Source organism: Thermoflexus hugenholtzii JAD2 (assembly GCF_900187885.1).
Lineage (GTDB): Bacteria > Chloroflexota > Anaerolineae > Thermoflexales > Thermoflexaceae > Thermoflexus > Thermoflexus hugenholtzii.
Map to the genome: position 1 here is coordinate 52,200 of NZ_FYEK01000003.1, position 15,549 is coordinate 67,748.

14 protein-coding genes are annotated in these 15,549 nt (G+C 60.9%); 12 read left to right on the forward strand and 2 right to left on the reverse strand.

What is annotated here, in order from left to right:
- Positions 1 to 25: 25 nt before the first annotated feature.
- From CFB18_RS00800 to CFB18_RS00855, 12 genes are all read left to right on the forward strand, one after another.
- Positions 26 to 556, forward strand: coding sequence for a TadE/TadG family type IV pilus assembly protein (locus CFB18_RS00800; RefSeq protein ID WP_200808006.1), 531 nt, complete (start codon positions 26 to 28; stop codon positions 554 to 556).
- A 20-nt stretch (positions 557 to 576) separates the two neighbouring features.
- The gene (locus CFB18_RS00805; RefSeq protein WP_088569913.1) at positions 577 to 1,920 is read left to right on the forward strand and encodes a pilus assembly protein TadG-related protein; all 1,344 of its coding nucleotides are present in this window, start codon (positions 577 to 579) and stop codon (positions 1,918 to 1,920) included.
- A gap of 10 nt (positions 1,921 to 1,930) precedes the next feature.
- Complete coding sequence (locus tag CFB18_RS00810) at positions 1,931 to 2,428, forward strand: TadE/TadG family type IV pilus assembly protein (protein ID WP_088569914.1); 498 nt, start codon at positions 1,931 to 1,933, stop codon at positions 2,426 to 2,428.
- Between the two features lie 770 nt (positions 2,429 to 3,198).
- Positions 3,199 to 4,227, forward strand: coding sequence for a LacI family DNA-binding transcriptional regulator (locus CFB18_RS00815; RefSeq protein ID WP_088569915.1), 1,029 nt, complete (start codon positions 3,199 to 3,201; stop codon positions 4,225 to 4,227).
- A gap of 29 nt (positions 4,228 to 4,256) precedes the next feature.
- Positions 4,257 to 5,582, forward strand: coding sequence for an extracellular solute-binding protein (locus CFB18_RS00820; RefSeq protein ID WP_159461501.1), 1,326 nt, complete (start codon positions 4,257 to 4,259; stop codon positions 5,580 to 5,582).
- A 77-nt stretch (positions 5,583 to 5,659) separates the two neighbouring features.
- Positions 5,660 to 6,607 (forward strand): carbohydrate ABC transporter permease, encoded by a 948-nt coding sequence (locus CFB18_RS00825; protein WP_088569917.1) that lies wholly within the window; start codon positions 5,660 to 5,662, stop codon positions 6,605 to 6,607.
- 18 nt (positions 6,608 to 6,625) lie between these two features.
- Complete coding sequence (locus CFB18_RS00830) at positions 6,626 to 7,522, forward strand: carbohydrate ABC transporter permease (RefSeq protein WP_088569918.1); 897 nt, start codon at positions 6,626 to 6,628, stop codon at positions 7,520 to 7,522.
- Positions 7,523 to 7,759: 237 nt separating this feature from the next.
- Positions 7,760 to 9,538, forward strand: coding sequence for an alpha-amylase family protein (locus CFB18_RS00835; RefSeq protein WP_088569919.1), 1,779 nt, complete (start codon positions 7,760 to 7,762; stop codon positions 9,536 to 9,538).
- 4 nt (positions 9,539 to 9,542) lie between these two features.
- Positions 9,543 to 10,808 (forward strand): MFS transporter, encoded by a 1,266-nt coding sequence (locus tag CFB18_RS00840; RefSeq protein WP_159461502.1) that lies wholly within the window; start codon positions 9,543 to 9,545, stop codon positions 10,806 to 10,808.
- 20 nt (positions 10,809 to 10,828) lie between these two features.
- On the forward strand, positions 10,829 to 11,632 hold the full coding sequence (iolB, locus tag CFB18_RS00845) for a 5-deoxy-glucuronate isomerase (protein WP_234976991.1): 804 nt from the start codon (positions 10,829 to 10,831) through the stop codon (positions 11,630 to 11,632).
- 22 nt (positions 11,633 to 11,654) lie between these two features.
- Entirely contained in the window at positions 11,655 to 13,622 is a 1,968-nt protein-coding gene (locus tag CFB18_RS00850; RefSeq protein ID WP_088569922.1) for an amylo-alpha-1,6-glucosidase, read from the forward strand.
- Positions 13,623 to 14,206: 584 nt separating this feature from the next.
- Positions 14,207 to 14,557 carry a glycoside hydrolase family 125 protein gene (locus tag CFB18_RS00855; RefSeq protein WP_088569923.1) on the forward strand — a complete coding sequence of 117 codons (351 nt, stop codon included), beginning with the start codon at positions 14,207 to 14,209 and terminating at the stop codon, positions 14,555 to 14,557.
- 118 nt (positions 14,558 to 14,675) lie between these two features.
- Here the strand turns inward: CFB18_RS00855 and CFB18_RS00860 are convergent, their stop codons facing one another.
- Positions 14,676 to 15,152 (reverse strand): ribonuclease toxin HepT-like protein, encoded by a 477-nt coding sequence (locus CFB18_RS00860; protein WP_143597457.1) that lies wholly within the window; start codon positions 15,150 to 15,152, stop codon positions 14,676 to 14,678.
- Positions 15,061 to 15,516 carry a nucleotidyltransferase family protein gene (locus tag CFB18_RS00865; protein ID WP_159461503.1) on the reverse strand — a complete coding sequence of 152 codons (456 nt, stop codon included), beginning with the start codon at positions 15,514 to 15,516 and terminating at the stop codon, positions 15,061 to 15,063. Before CFB18_RS00865 ends, CFB18_RS00860 begins: the two co-directional genes overlap by 92 nt.
- Positions 15,517 to 15,549: the final 33 nt, after the last annotated feature.

The window sequence follows — 15,549 nt, forward strand, 5'->3', positions numbered from 1 at the left end:
CCGCGGAAGGATCCCGGAGGGCATGATGCGGCGAAGGGGGCAGGGGTTGGTGGAGTTCGCCCTGGCGTTGCCCTTGTTGCTGTTTCTGGCGATGGCCATCGCGGATTTCGGGCGGATCCTGCTGATCTATGCGGAGCTGGGTGGGGGCGTGCGGGAGGCCCTGCGGTATGCCATCGTCCAGGCACCTACGAGCAGCATGACCAAAGCCCAGTGGAGCAGCTTTTGTTATGAGGCCCTGCTGGATCGCCTGAAGGCCACGCTGGTGCTGACCCCCAAGCAGGCGCTGGTCCCGCAGAGCACTTACTTTGTGTATTTCGAATCCTTCCGCTACGACACCGGACAATTCCAGCCGGCGGTGGAGTGCGCTTCGGTCGACAAGAAGTTCGTGCTGAAGCGGGAGGACCGGGTGGTGATCGATGCTCGGGTGACCGTCTCGCCGGTGACGCCGATGATCCAGGCCCTGCTGCCTCAGGTGACGATCCGGTATCGGGCCGGGCGGACCCTGTTCCCGCCGGACGGGGTGTATTTCGGCCCGAGCCAGCTGCCGAGCCCATAAATTAGGGAGGGAGGGGATCCATGGGGCAAGGACGCTCCGGTCAAACGCTGGTGCTGGTGGCGTTGATGCTGACGGCCCTGATCGGGCTGGCGGCCCTGGCCGTCGATGGCAACCAGGCTTATGCCCAGCGACGGCGGGCCCAGAACGCCGCGGACGCAGGGGCGCTGGCCGGGACGCGGGCGTTGTGGCTGGCCCAGCACGGCGCTGGCGATGAATCGGCGATCTTGCAGGCGATCCATCAGATCGTCGAGGCCCAGGGGATCCCGGACGCCGGCGGACAGCCGGGGGATGCGCAGAACCCAAACGTTCAGGCTTCCTACTACATCTCTGATACCGTGCAGATCCCGATCCCGGCTGGCGCGGTCCCTTCGAACGCCCGGGGGGTAGTGGTGGTAGTTCGGAATCCCTTCCGATCCTTCCTGGCGGCAGTGATCGGCCACGCCTGGCTGGAGGTGCGCGCTCAGGCCACTGCGATCTATTTCCCGGGCTGGAGCTCGGGCGAATACGCCCTGACCGCCCTGTGCAAGAATGAAAACACGAACGGGCCTTGTTATCAAAACGCCCTGAACCTGAGCGGGAGCGACATCTACATCAACGGGGGGATTCACTCGAATGCCGGCCTGAACCTCACAAACGCAGATCCCAGCAAAGCCCCTCACGTGGTGCTGGAGAACGGGGTGTGCGAATATGGGGGAGAGGCGTATGGCCTGAACGACGCCGGGCTGGGATGTGAAGGAGCCTCGCCGATCATCCTCGAGCCGTTGTATACCATCAACCAGTTCCAGCCGGGAGGGACCTACTGGCAGGATGCCGGGCGGAAATTCTGTCTGCAGCCCTCCTCCGCCCAGGGAGTGACCCTGGACCCGACGGCTCCCTACACGCCTACGGAGGGCTTCTGTGGCCCGAACACCCTCAGCACTTACCGCCTGGTGAACGAAGCGCTTTATTTTGTGAACGGAAATGTGACGGTGAAGATCCCCAGCGGTTGGACCACGCCGATCACCATCACCGTGGCCGCGACTGGGCGGATTAACGTAGACATGAAAAACTGTCCGGATATCGACGGGGATGGCCTCCCTGACTGTTCGCCGTTGTATGCTTACACGGCGAAGAGCCTTCTGTTCTTCAGTCCCGTGAAGGATGCCTCCACGCCGGTGATCCAGGTCAGTTCCCCCAATATTTACTGGAACGGCTTGATCTACGCGCCCGTCGGGCTGGTCCGTATGTCCAGCGCGGGCAACATCGTGACCGACGCGGGGGCCATCCTGGCCTGGCGGATCGATCTCTCGGGCAGCAATATTTCCATTATCGCTCAGCAGGGCCTGGGCCCGCTGGGGCGGCCGCGGATGAAACTGATCCGGTAGGAGGGAAGGGATGCGGCGGGGACAGGGGCTGGTGGAGCTGGCGCTCAGCCTGACGGTGTTGCTGCTGCTGGCCATGGGGCTGATCGATCTGGGGCGGGCCTTCGTGGCCTGGCTGGCCATCCACGACGCTGCCGCGGAGGGGGCCCTCTACGCGGCGGTGAACCCCTACTGCCGGAACCCCAACGATCCGCTCCCGCCGGACGCGGACCCGGACGTCCAGTGCACGGATCCGAACAACGTGCAGTATCGGGCCTACACCCGAGCCCTGAGCGAAACCCGCTGGATCCCCTTCTCCCTGGTGGATCCCAGCCGGATTGCGGTGGTCGTGGAGCCGAACCAGGGATCTTCGGCCACCCCGGTGATTTATGAGGGGGATCCCATCACCGTGACGGTGATCTACACGATGCCGCTGATCACCCCCCTGATGCAGGGCATGCTGGGCCCGGAGCTCATCATCCGCGCCCAGGCGGTCCAGATCGCCCTCGAGGCCAAGCCCAGGAGCCTCTAAGACCCCTCTGGACGCCCCCTACGAGGGCATGCGGATTGGATAGCTTCCGTGATTTGCCGGAATCCGGGGGTCGTCCCCCGAAGCTTCGGCATGGAAGGTTGGAGAGTAGCACTGGATATGGGCCGTGGCCCCAACATCCTTGGCAGGGGGTTGGGAAAAGGAGGCAGATGCGGATCTGCATCATTGGCGCTTGGAGATCAGGCCGTGCGAACCTGTGTGGGGATGGGCCTTATGAGATCTATGGAGGAAGCTTCGTGGATCGCTCTGAATGCAGATCCCCATGTAAGCTTTCTGGGAATGGCCGGCCCTTGTCGGGGGGACTTCGGCCGCCTTCTCGGCTCTCGCTCTCCCCCACTATCCGAACCTTAGGCCACCCCAAAGGTTTAGAACAAACAAGTCGGAATAGCATTCCCATTTCCGCTTCCGTCTGGACCGATAGGGGTTCTCCCACGCCGAGGCCGTTTCTCTCCCTCCGGCGGTGTCCCATCTCGAAAGTCCCTCCGCGGCCCTTCCGCCAACCGCCCAATGGATCCACCCGCAGCTGCAATGCCCTTATTCTCTCTGCTCATGGGACCGGCTCATCCGGTGCCTCCATCCCAACAGGGGCTTCAGGACCCGAATCTACCTGGTCGAGAGGTCACCCTCGCTCTGTCGCAACTGGTGTCCGAACCTCGGTGACCCCTCTTGACAAAATACACCGTCTCCTCTATAATCTAAGCGGTTAGTCTAAACGGTTAGATCAAGATCCGCTCCTGACGAGGAGGTGTGGCGTGGCCACGATTCGGGATGTGGCTCGTCGGGCGGGGGTTTCGGTGGCCACGGTCTCCTATGTGATCAATGGGGGCCCGCGCCCGGTCGCCCCGGAGACTCGTGAGCGGGTGCTGCGGGCCATGGAGGAGCTGGATTACCATCCTAATGTGTCCGCTCGACGCTTGGCCTCCCGACGCACGCACTGCATCGGGCTGCTCCTGGCCGGCTTGGCCGACTCCAATTTCTCCGCCCCCTACTTCCTTGAGTATATCCGCGGAATCAGCTACGCTGCAGAAATGCATGGATATAACATTATGTTGTTCACGAATCCCCGATATATGGACCGTTATTTTATTCGTATTATATTAAAATCTTCCGTTGTAGACGGTGTCTTGTTGTTAGGAAGCTCGATCCCGGACGACTTTATTTTGGAGTTATGGTCTAAAGAGTTCCCATCTGTTCTCATCGCGCGTCGGATCCCCGGTTTCACCGGATATTTTGTCTATCAGAATTATGAACAAAGCGCGTATGAGGCGACCCGTCATCTGATCGAGCGAGGTTACCGTCGGATCGGTTTTCTAGGTCAGGCCCTTCAGTTCAGCTACGGCCTGGAGCGCCTGCGGGGCTATCGGCGTGCCCTGGAGGAGGCCGGCCTCGTGGAGGATCCCTCCCTGGTGAGCATCCCGGACCAGCCCCGAGATGATCCCTCCCCACAAGAGGTGTCTCGGATCCTGAACGCGGACCCTCCTCCTGATGCCCTGCTAACCGATCGGGATCTTGTGACGTTGGCCATCCTAAGGGAGATGGGCTTGCGCGTCCCCGAGGACATCGCCTTGGTGAGCCTGGACGAGAGCGAGGCCGCTCCCTATCAGGAGGTCCCCCTGACCGCTGTCCGGCCTCCTAAATTCGAGCTCGGCGTGCATGCGGTGGAGATGTTGTTGCGGCTGATCAGTGGAGAGAGGCCTCAGCCCCCTGAGGTGGTGTTGCCGATGCCCCTGATGATCCGTCGCTCCAGTCCCCCCAAATTCATTCAGAAGGAGTTGCCATGAAGACCCGAACTCGTATATGGATGGTATGGGTGGTCCTAGGGCTTGTGCTGGCCGCGTGCGCCCCGCCGGCCACGCCAACGCCGGTGGAGCGGGTGGTGGAGGTCACCCGCATTGTCGAGGTTGTCCCCACCCCCGTCCCCACTCCGACTCCGCGCTTTGCAGGCGTCACCTTGACATTGATCGACAACCCGGAGGGGCAAACCGAAGCGATGATCGCCCTTCAGAAGCGTTGCGAGGAGCGGACCGGCGTTCGGCTGAACGTGGAAGTCGTCCCCCACGATCAGGTGCGCCCCAAGCTGTTCGCCGCCCTGTCCGCCAAACTGCCCACCTATGACATCTTCTACATCGACATCATCGATCTGCCCCAATACGCCGCGGCGGGCTACGTTTACCCCATCGATCAATTCATTACCCCGGAAATGAGGGCGGACATCCTGCCCTTCGCGGAGAAGGGGGTGGTCTACGAAGGAAAGTGGATGGGCCTTCCCTGGAAGGCGGAGTGGATGTCCTTCGTTTACAACAAGAAGATGCTGCAGGATGCCGGATACGATCGCCCGCCCCGCACCTGGGATGAGCTCATCGAGATGAGCCTGACCCTGAAGCGCAAAGGGATCGTCAGGTATCCGATGGTGTTCAGCTGGGCCGCCAACTACGAACAGATCACCGTGGACTATGTCATGCTGGTGAAGAGCCTCGGCGGCGAGCTGTTCGATGCTCAGGGGAATCCGGTTTTCAATCAGGGCGCCGGGGTCCAGGCGCTGCAGCTGATGTACGACATGATGCACACCTATGAGATCATCGACCCGGCCGCTCTGACCCTCAGGGGCGGAGGCAAGCGGCGGGACATCATGATGGCCGGTCAGGGGGCGTTCGTCTTCCTGTGGGGGACCCCCCTGCTGGTGATGAACGACCCGAAGAAATCGCCGCGGGCCGGGGAGTTTGACATCGCCCTGGCCCCGGCCGGTCCGGGCGGCCCTTATTCTGTTGCGGGCCCGATGGGCTGGGCCATCTCGGCCTATTCTAAGAACCCCGAGGCCGCCTGGGAGTTCGTGAAGTGCATCGCTGGGCCTGAGGGGGAGCGGTTCATGTTCCTCCAGGAGGGCGCCCCGCCCGGGTGGAGGAGCGTTCTGAACGACCCGGAGGTCTCCATGAAGCTGAAGGAGGCAGGCGGCGACGTGATGCTGCAGCAAACGGCTTTCCTGGCCGTCCGTCCCGCCCTGCCTTATTATCACGAATGGTCCGCCGCGATTCAGAAGGCCGTCCATGAGGTGCTGACCAAGCAGAAGACGCCCCAGCAGGCCCTGGACGAAGTCGCGGCCTACACCCGCGAGCTGAAGGCCAAATACGGCCGGTGATCCGGTGAGGGGTCGGAGGGCCGGCGCGACCGCGCGGCAGGGCCCGCAGCGCCGGCCCTCTGCTTCCGGAGGCCTCCATGGGCGAAGCGATGGTTCGCGCGGAGCAAGCCATAACCGCCATGAAGCGGAGGCGATGGATCCGCCGCCACGATCCCCGGCTCCTGGGTCTTCTGATGGTGATGCCCGGCGGGATCGTGGTGGTGGGCCTTTTGTTTTATCCCCTCCTTCATTCCATGGCGATCAGCCTGTATGACCTGAACGTCCGGGCGCCTTGGATCGGGCCGCAGTTCGTGGGCGCGGCCAACTACATCCGGGCGTTGACCTCTCCAGATGTTCGGGCCGCGGCGGGCCGTTCGCTTTACCTGGCGGCGTTGGGGATCGGCCTGGGCATCCCCATCTCGATGGCCTTCGCCCTCATCCTGAACCGGCCCTTTCCGCTGCGGGGCTTGGTGCGAGGGCTTCTGATCGTCCCATGGATCATCCCGGGCACCGTCCAGGGTTTGCTCTGGGCTCGGATCTATGATCCCCACTACGGGGCCCTCAACGGGCTGCTTTATCAGGTGGGGATCATTCCGGATTACGTTCCGTGGCTTCTGGAGCCCCGGCGCGCGTTGTTGCTGGTGGCGTTGGCGAACATCTGGGCCACGGTCCCGATGATGACGCTTCTCTATCTGGCGGGCCTGCAGAGCATCCCGGAGGAGCTCTATGAGGCGGCCCAGGTGGATGGGGCAGGGCCGTGGGCGCGGTTCGTTCACATCACCTTTCCCTTGCTGATGCCCATCACCCTCATCAACTTGATCCTGAAGACCATCGACGCCCTGATGCTTTTCGATCTGGTTTACGTGCTGACCGGAGGGGGTCCGGCCAACGCCACCCAGGTGATCGGGTATTATCTCTATGATGCGGCCTTTCAGCGCCTGGAATATGGTTACGCCTCGGCGCTGGCTTGGCTGATCGCCCTGATGGCCCTGGGCCTGACGGGAATTTACAGTCGGCTCACTCGCGTCGGCGAGGCAACCTCCTGAGCTCCGAGGAGCGTCCTCATGGTTTCCGTTCGATCCCAGCAAGCACTTCTCCGCCGGGTGACGGCGGCGATGACCCAGGCGGCCCTTGTGAGCCTGGTGGTGATCTTCATCCTGTCCCCGATCGCATGGCTGGTGCTCAGCAGCGTCGCGCCCCCAAAGGACCTGCTGGCGAGGCCGCCCCGCTGGCTCCCGTGGCCGCTGGATCTCTCCAACTACTATCAGCTCCTTTTGGGGAGTGGCGAGCAGGGAACGACGCTGACCGCCTTCACCCTGCGCGCCTTTCGATTCTCTCTGCGCAACAGCATGATCGTGGCCAGCGGGGTGACGCTGATGTGCCTCGCCCTAGGGACCTCGGCCGGCTATGCGTTCGCCCGGCTTCGGATGCCCTTGGGCCAGCGGTTGCTCTATCTCTTCCTGCTCGTGCAGATGGTGCCGGTCGTTGTGCTGCTGATCCCGATGTTCCTGGTCGTCACCCGCCTCGGCCTGCTGGACCGCCTGGAGATGGTGATCCTTTTGTTGACGGCCTTCCATCTCCCCTTCGTCATCTGGATCCTGCGGAGCTATTTTCTGAGCATCCCCGTTGAGCTGGAGGAGGCGGCCCTGGTGGACGGCGCGAGCCGTCTCCAGGTGATCCGTCACGTGGTCCTCCCGGTCGCCATACCGGGATTGTTTGCGGCAGCTGTCTACACCTTCATGCAAAGCTGGAACGCTTTTATGATCCCATTGATCTTCACATCCACCGAAACAAAGCGGACAGTCACTGTTGCGATTGCGATGTTTGTGGGACGCCATTATACGGAATATGGGTTGATCAGCGCGGCAGGGGTTCTGGCCAGCCTCCCACCGGTCCTCCTGGCAATCTTTTTCCAGCGCTATCTATTGGCTGGTCTCACCGCAGGTGCTGTGAAAGGTTGAAAGCCAACATGGCTCTTCCCTTCCAATGGCAACAGCGCGCAGTTGCCCTACTTTTTGAGCCGATGGCGCAACGAGAGGTGGGGATGGTTGGCCCTGCCCCCCTCCGATCATGGAGGGACATGAGCCACCAGAATTATTTCTTTTAATTGATGAAATAGCACAATGATCCACAAAAGCCATATTTTTATAGGAAATCACCGTCCTGTTTATCTTTGGGCTGGGCCGGGAACGATCCGTATGAACCGGCTGAAGTTCATGGGTGCGCCGGTGGACGAGGCGGCTCATCTGGAGGCTTATACGGAAGAGGGAGCCGATCGGGTGGCCTCCGAGATGGGATGCAATTGGGCTTATTTAACTTATAATTGGGGTTTCCCTCCTGAGATCGAGGAAGCGGATTGGATCGTTTTCCAAAAAGCAGCGGAGATCTACCACAAACATGGAGTTCGGGTTTTCGCTTATATTCAAACTTCCAATGCGGTCTTTGCAGGAAGCCATCGTTCCCGAGAGTGGTATGCCCGGGATCCGGCCGGGCGCTTGATTTACTATTACACAGGCCGCTATATGACTTGCTGGCTTCATCCGGAGTGGCAGGCCCACCTGCGGGAGCGGATTCGCGAGGCGATCCGCTATGGGGCGGATGGGATCTTTTTTGATAACCCCTGGTATGGGGCCCAGCCGCTCTATCTCGATGGCCGGTGGTTGGGGCCCGCGGGTTGTTACTGTCCACGTTGTCGCGCGGCTTTCCGCCAAGCCTGGGGCCTGGAGATCCCTCGCCGGATACATCCGCAGCGGGACGAAGGGGTGCGTCTCTATCTCCGATGGCGCGCGCAGACGGTGAGTCATGTCCTTGCGGCCCTGGCGGAGGAAGCCCGTTCTCTGAAGCCAGATGTGGTGATCAGCGCGAACGATTTCGATGCTGTCATGCGTCCGAGCTTCTTGATCTATGGCATCGATTTGGCCAGCCTGGCCCGGATCCAGGACGTCCTGATGATTGAGAGTTTCGGCCTTCCCCGCTGGGAAGGAGTCCGCTTGGTGAACAATGCGGTGACCGTGCGAACGGCCCGGGCGCTCGCTGGGAACACTCCGATCAGCACCATCGCCTATGATCGGGGGATCGGCTTCGACGAGGTGTATCCGCCGCGCCGTTTCCAGCAATTTATCGCCGAAGCGGTTGCCTGTGGGGCCATCCCGGTGATCAAGGGAACCGAGTTCGTCTCCAAAGGGGTATTCACCGTCCTGACGGCTCCGGCTTACTCCCGGGAGCGAAAGGCCATCGGCGATTATCATCGTTGGCTGGCCGAACATGCGGATCTGTTCCTCGGAAGGGAGAACGCCGCACCGGTGGTGTTGCTATACCCAGGGGATGCCCTCTGGATCGAATGGCCTCGGATGGCGCCCCTCTACTTCGGAGCGGCTCAGACGCTGCTGGCAGCGGGCATCCCCTGGCGAGTGGTCCGTTCCCCCGAGGAGGCCGCGAAGGCCGCGGTGCTGGTCAGCTTGGAGCCGCTTTCGCCGGCCATGGGCTTCCCGGGGCGCCGCGTGGTTCTGCAGGAGCTGCGGGGATGGCGAAGCGGGATCAGGGCTGGCGCGGCGCTTCCCCTCTCGGTGGCTGCGTTGTGGGAGGGCTTCGCGTTGCGCCTCTATCGCTCTTATTTCCGCTCTCGATGGACGCGGCGGTGGATCGATCGGCTGGGGCTGGTCCATTTCTTTCTGCAGTCTCCATATTTTCGATTGCCCTCGGCTTCCGCAAGGGAGACGCTCATCGGCACGATAGGCCCCGTCTTTCCCCGGGTGGCGGCCGCCCATCCGGTTCTCATTGAGGTGTGGCGCCGTGGAGCGGAGGAACAGATCCATCTCGTGAACTACGCGGAAACCCCTCAGGAGGTTACGATATACTTCGAGGCGCCTCGGCGGGGCGTGCGGCTCTCCCCCTACGAGCCCGTCGCCCCCTTTGAAGGAAGCTACCTGGCTTTTGTCTTAGATGTTTATTCAATATTAGTATTAGAGCCCAATTAAAATGATGAAATCTGTTTATTTGACTTTATTTTTGTTGTTTTTAGCCAACTTTTTAAACTTCATGGATCGACAGATTATCGCGGCTCTGGCTCCTCTTCTCCAAAGGGAGTGGGAGCTCAGCGATTTTCAGTTGGGCTTGCTGCACACGGCCTTCGGGGTGGTCTACGCCTTGGCGCCGTTCCCAATCGCCTATCTGGCGGATCGCTGGCTGCGGTCTCGCGTCGTCGCCTTGGCCGTAGGGATACGGAGTGCGGCGATGGCCTGGAGCGGGTCGGCGCTTTCCTATGGGATGTTGCTGCTGGGGCGGGCTGGGCTTGGGTTCGGACAGGCTGGATATGGTCCTTCCGCCCTGGCCTGGATCAGCGATGTATTCCCACCGGCCTACCGCTCCCGGGCGGTTGGATTTCATGATCTGGGGGTGCTGCTGGGGGCCGCAGCGGGCTACGGGGTCGGCGGCCTCCTGGGTCAAGCCCTGGGATGGCGGCTCGCCCTCTGGATCGCGGCTCTCCCGGGCTTCCCGCTCGCCGTCCTCATCGGACGGATGCGAGAGTCGGTAAAGGGTCAGAGCGATCTGGAGGCTCTGCACGCGGAGACGACCCCTGCCTCCATGCCCGTTCTTCCACCCCTGGAAACGATCCGGACCTTCCTTCGGATTGCCACTCTCCGCTGGACCTTCGTCACGGGCATTTTGATTTCCTTCGCAACGGGAGCTTTAGCATATTGGCTGCCGAGTTTTGCGGTTCGGGTTCACGGGCTCTCTCCTGGGCACGCGGGTTTGCTGATCGGGGCGTTGACCGTCCTCACCGGTTCCCTCGGTGTGCTCTCCGGTGGTTTCCTGGCCGACCGATGGTGGAAACGAAATCCAGGCGGACGGCTGCGGACGGTTGGGTTGGGCTTTGCGCTGGGCTCCCTTCCGGCCATGGGGGCGATCCTCATACCGGACTTTCGTGCTTTCGTGTGGTTTTCAGCCCTGGCTCTCTATTTTTATACGTTCTACTTTCCGTGTATGGGGCCCTTGATGCATCAAGTGACGTTGCCCACCATGCGGGCTGCCGTCTTCGGCTTTTATCTCTTTCTTGTGCATATTTTGGGAAGCGCGCCTGCGCCGGCTCTGGTCGGTTGGGTTTCGGATCAGATCGGAGACCTTCGGATCGGGGTGATCCTGGCACCTCTCATCGCTCTGGTGGGCAGCACAGCCGCTTTCTGGGGGAGCCGATACGTTGGAGAGGATGCGCGCCGGATGCAAGAACGTCTTCGATCACTAATTTAAGCGGAGACAAGGCGATGGGAATGCTCCACGTTCGTGGCCCTTATCCGCTCGGCTACGCTCGGATCGCCGAGCCTGGGCTGACACCGTTACGCCATCTCCGGATCGGGACAGTGCGCCTGAGCCCCGGATCTGAGATCCGGTTGACGTTCCCGGATTGGGAGACGGTCCTGGTCTTGCTCCGGGGAAAAGGCGATTTAGAGTGGCCGGAGGGCTCGGTGAAGGTGGATCGTCCCGATGTCTTCCGGGAGCTCGCCACCGCCCTTTATCTTCCCTCTGGGATGTCCGTACGCCTAAAGGCGGAAGAGGAGACGGAGTGGGCAGCGATCCACGCTCTGGGCGACCCCGATCTCCCCCCTCGGCTGATTACGCCGGGGACCCTTCACCCTCGCGTCGTAGGAGGGGAAGGCTTCCGTCGTCAAATCGTAGAGATCCTGGGCCCCGATTTTCCAGCACGACATCTTTTGGTTGGAGAAACCTTAACATTTGGGGGGAATTGGTCGAGTTATCCTCCACATAAACATGACGAGGAACGTCCGGGAGAGGAAGCAGCCCTCGAGGAAGTTTATCTTTACAAGATCCATCCCCCATCGGGCTTTGCGTTGCAATGGATTTACTCTTCACATCATAATATTGATCACTTGTTTGTTATACGTTCAGATGATATCGTGATCATTCCATGCGGATATCATCCTGTAGTGGCTCCGCCCGGCTATACCCTCTATTACTTATGGGCGATGGCGGGGGAACGTCGAGCCCTTGAGGTCTCCGTTGATCCCGCCCATCGGTGGTTGCTTGAACATTATCAGCTTTCCAGCCCCCGCTAAACATGAGGAGGTTGGTTTGCCGATGAACGTGATTCCCCAACACGACGGCTCTCTGCTGGTCAAAAACCCACAAAATTATTGCTTGTATGATATGGGAAATCCGCATCTTTTTGTTCGTTTTGATGGCGAAGGAAATCTCGTCCATGCGTTTTTCGCCGAAGGTTTTTATGGAGGTGCTTGGTCATTTCGTTTAATAGTAGACGGACGGCCTTTTCAATTTCGTGAAGGCCATGGGATCGGCCGGTTGTGGAAGCTCTGGGGAGAGGAAGAGGGTCTTGAAGTTCGATTGGATAGCTTTATCGGAGACTCTTCCCCATTTGTGTTTCAAAATCTGGTTTTAAGCTCTCGATCTCATCAAAAACTTGTGAAGATAAGGATTGTGATACGATTTTCGCTCCCTGTTCTCTGGCATCAGCGTGCGCAATCGGCCCTGGTCCGATGGATTCCGGCGATCCTTAGGCAACCCCACTGGTGGTCGGAGGGATGGGCCAAGCTGTTGCTCCCCCCGGCTCCCCGGCATGTAACCCTTCATCCCGGGGGAGCGGTCCAAGCGAAAGGGATTCGACCACTCCAATGGGTCACGGATGTCCCACCGCATGCGATGAGCGTCCGTGGAAAGGAAGCAAATATCGAATGGCAGTTTCGGCTCTCGCCGGGCGAAACACGGCGTCTGCGATGGGCGTTGGCGGCGGGGTTGGGGGAGGACCCGATCACGAGGGTGGAGAAAGCCTACGACGAAGCGATCCGGTATGCCGCCTGGCTTTCCCAGGGATATCCAGGGGGAGATCCGCTTCTGAAGTCCCTCTTCGTGGCGGGTTTAAACACTGCGATGGCGATGTTTAAGATCTTTCCGGAAGGATTTGCCGGCCTCGTCGCCGGACCGGATTATGCCTACCCGCCGCGATTGTATTTCCGAGATGGATATTGGACGGCACAGATCCTTCTGGCTTTTCGGCCGGATCTCGTGCGCCAGCATCTGCTCTCGATCGCCCGAGGGGTGCATGAAAGCGGGGAATGCCCCAGCGGCGTTTTCGCTCCCTATCTTTTGAAATTCAAAGAGGCGATGTTCGGAGGGCTCCCGGATTGGCTTCCCAAACACCTAGACGCACCGGCGTTCTTTGTCCTTTTGGTGCGGGATTATCTTCGTGCCACAGAGGATTGGGAGGTCTTAAAGGAACCCATTTCTTCGTTGCATGATGGCGTAGAACGTTCTTTATGGACCATTATTTGGTCAGCTGTAAGGTATCTAATTGCTCAAGATAGTGATGAAGATGGCTTGATTGAGAAGCCCAATGCTCCGAACGATTGGGCAGATAATGTGCGCCGGGGGATCTGGGTGACGTACGACCAGGCGCTTTACATTGCCGCTTTGCGTGCGGCCTCCGAGATCGCCCAGGCTCGAGGGGAGGTCGTCATAGCCAGCGCTTTGAAGACCAAGGCTGCGGCCGCTCACCGGGCCTTGAAGTCCGTCCTGTGGAACTCAAGTTCTGGATATTATGTGAATTACCGACGACCCGGCTATTTAGAAGATCATTTCTCGATCGATACATTGATCGTCTTGTTATATGGACTGGCCGAGGAAGAAGATGCTCGGCGCGTTTTAGATGCCGCCCGCCGTCTCCAAACAAGATATAATCCCGATCAACCATATGGAGATTGGGGAACGATGTGTGTTTATCCTCTTTATCGAAATCAAAAAGATATTTTTGGGAAGTCCGCACACCCTTATTGTTATCACAATGGAGCGGATTGGCCGTATTGGGATGGAATCTACGGGTGGCTGTTGCTTCAGCGGGAGGATCCGGACTGGGAGTATGTGTTGACCCGCTGGTGGACCTATAGTCTAGATAAAGGGTGGTTGACTCCCGTGGAGTATTATTCGCCCCCGTATCCTCGCGGCGGATTGCTCCAGGGATGGAGCTCCATGCCCGCTACGGCGCTGATCTGGGCAAAACATCTAACCCCACGGATTTCTTTTTCTCATTTTTAAGGATATTTAGAATCTTTTTCTGTATTTTTAGGTCTTCTCATATGTGGATTTGGACAATTTGAGATTTTGCGATGCATAACCCAATTCGCTGACAAATGGCGGGGGCGCTGATCGCCGCCCTCCTGATGCGGGTGGTGTTCTTCCTGCTACAACGCCAGATCATCGAGGGCATGAAGGGATGAGCGCGCCCCCGCTGATCACCCGCCCCCCTGTCCTGAAGGAGCCCCCGCCGTTCCTGCCCACCGGGAACCTCTGGATCTCTCTCTCGCTCGTCGATCGGCGGGATGGGAGCCTGTGACGCCTGGGCGTGCTTCACGAGTATCTCAACGGTCTCCTGCATAAGACAGAGGATGTGAGCCTCCTCCGTGAGCCGGCGATCGCGGCCCATCGGGATCCGGAGACCGGGCTGTATGAAACCTTCCTGCTCCCGACGGATGATCCCACGGATTATCCCCTGGTCATCTACGACAACGTCCTGGTCTGGGCAGCCTTCCGGGCGGCGGCGGATCTCCTCCGGGGCCGGGGAGCCGATGCGGAGGGGGTGTGCTGGGAGGCGGAGCGGCTGGCCGAGGCGATCCGCCGGCATGGGATCGTGGAGGGACCGGAAGGGCCGATGTGGGCCTGGGCGCGGGATCGCCGCGGTCGGTGGGAGCTGCGGGAGGAGCCCCCCCGGGAGCCTGCGCCTGCTGGCCTGCTATGGGTTCTGCGATCCGGAGGACCCGGTTTACCGGAACACGGTGCGCTGGCTGGCCTCGCCGGCGAACCCCTATTTCTTCCCCGGCCCTGTCGGCGGGCCGGGCTCGCCCCATTTCCCCTTCCCGGGGGTCTTCGACCTGGCCAATCGCCTGCTCACCGATCCCGACCCGGGGATCCTGGAGGTGGTGCGGCGCGCGCCCCTGGACGGGGGCCTGGCATGCGAGTCCATCGATCCGTAGACGGGTATCGTGCGCACGGGGGCGGCGATGGCCAGCCTGGCGGGCTTCCTGGCCTGGGCCCGATGGGGGCGTCTGCGAGGGCATCGCCGGTTCTTCGAGGGTCGTCTCCGCTGATCACTCAGGAGGCTCCCTCGTCCATTCGGCTCAGGAATTCCAGGAAGCCTTGAAGATCCGCCTCCAGCAGCGGCTCCAGGCGGAAGGCGTCCTGCCGCGCCCGGGCCACGCGCTCCGGATCCAGGTCGAAGCGATAGAGGGTGCGGAACACGTGCCGGAACCGTCGCAGCTCATCCAGGAGGCGTAAGGTTTCCTCCCGGAGCACGCGGGGGCGGATTCCCTCGATCTCCCGTCCCATCCGCTCCAGCAGCAGCGCGTGCCAGCGGGAGGGGTCCGGGATCTCGTTCTCGAAGGCCTCCGCGATCCGGCGGAAGATGTTCTCGCATGCGTTGTAGAGGTTGTGCAGGTAATAGCCGGCCACGATGGCCTCTTTGGGATCCCGGAGATCGTCAGGGGTCTCCCGAAGGGCGCTGTAAATCCGGCGGATATGGGCCCACTCCGCCTGCAGATCCGATCGAAGCACCCGAAGGCGTTCGCTCATAGATCAGCCGTCCTCGCTCCCGCACGCGATGGGAGAAGGGATCCTCGGGGTCTAGCGGGCGTACATCGAAGGCCCAGCCGGGGGCCGCGGCCTCCAGCTCCCGCCAGAAATCGAACAGCCCGTGTCCGTCGTCCCCCTCCACCCCCACGTCGATGTCCGAATCCGGGCGGAACGCCCCAGGCCGCAGAACCGAGCCGAAGAGGTAAACCCTCCGGATGCCGGGATAGCGCGGCGCAACCGCCCGGATGGCCCGCTCGGCGGCCTCCTGGGCGGCGGCCCGGCGCGCCTCGGCCTCGGCCTGCCGTCGCGCCTCCCGTTCCCGCCAGCTCTCCCGGTAGCGCTCCCAGATCGGGTTCTCCCCCACGCCGGTTGTTCCTCCCGGGTTTTCCACCTTACC

Coding starts and splice junctions, on each gene's coding strand:
- CFB18_RS00860 (WP_143597457.1), bottom strand. CDS start 15,152: ATGAGCGAACGCCTTCGGGTGCTTCGATCGGATCTGCAGGCGGAGTGG.
- CFB18_RS00800 (WP_200808006.1), top strand. CDS start 26: ATGCGGCGAAGGGGGCAGGGGTTGGTGGAGTTCGCCCTGGCGTTGCCC.
- iolB (WP_234976991.1), top strand. CDS start 10,829: ATGCTCCACGTTCGTGGCCCTTATCCGCTCGGCTACGCTCGGATCGCC.
- CFB18_RS00835 (WP_088569919.1), top strand. CDS start 7,760: ATGAACCGGCTGAAGTTCATGGGTGCGCCGGTGGACGAGGCGGCTCAT.
- CFB18_RS00805 (WP_088569913.1), top strand. CDS start 577: ATGGGGCAAGGACGCTCCGGTCAAACGCTGGTGCTGGTGGCGTTGATG.
- CFB18_RS00840 (WP_159461502.1), top strand. CDS start 9,543: ATGAAATCTGTTTATTTGACTTTATTTTTGTTGTTTTTAGCCAACTTT.
- CFB18_RS00850 (WP_088569922.1), top strand. CDS start 11,655: ATGAACGTGATTCCCCAACACGACGGCTCTCTGCTGGTCAAAAACCCA.
- CFB18_RS00825 (WP_088569917.1), top strand. CDS start 5,660: ATGGGCGAAGCGATGGTTCGCGCGGAGCAAGCCATAACCGCCATGAAG.
- CFB18_RS00855 (WP_088569923.1), top strand. CDS start 14,207: ATGGGATCGTGGAGGGACCGGAAGGGCCGATGTGGGCCTGGGCGCGGG.
- CFB18_RS00810 (WP_088569914.1), top strand. CDS start 1,931: ATGCGGCGGGGACAGGGGCTGGTGGAGCTGGCGCTCAGCCTGACGGTG.
- CFB18_RS00830 (WP_088569918.1), top strand. CDS start 6,626: ATGGTTTCCGTTCGATCCCAGCAAGCACTTCTCCGCCGGGTGACGGCG.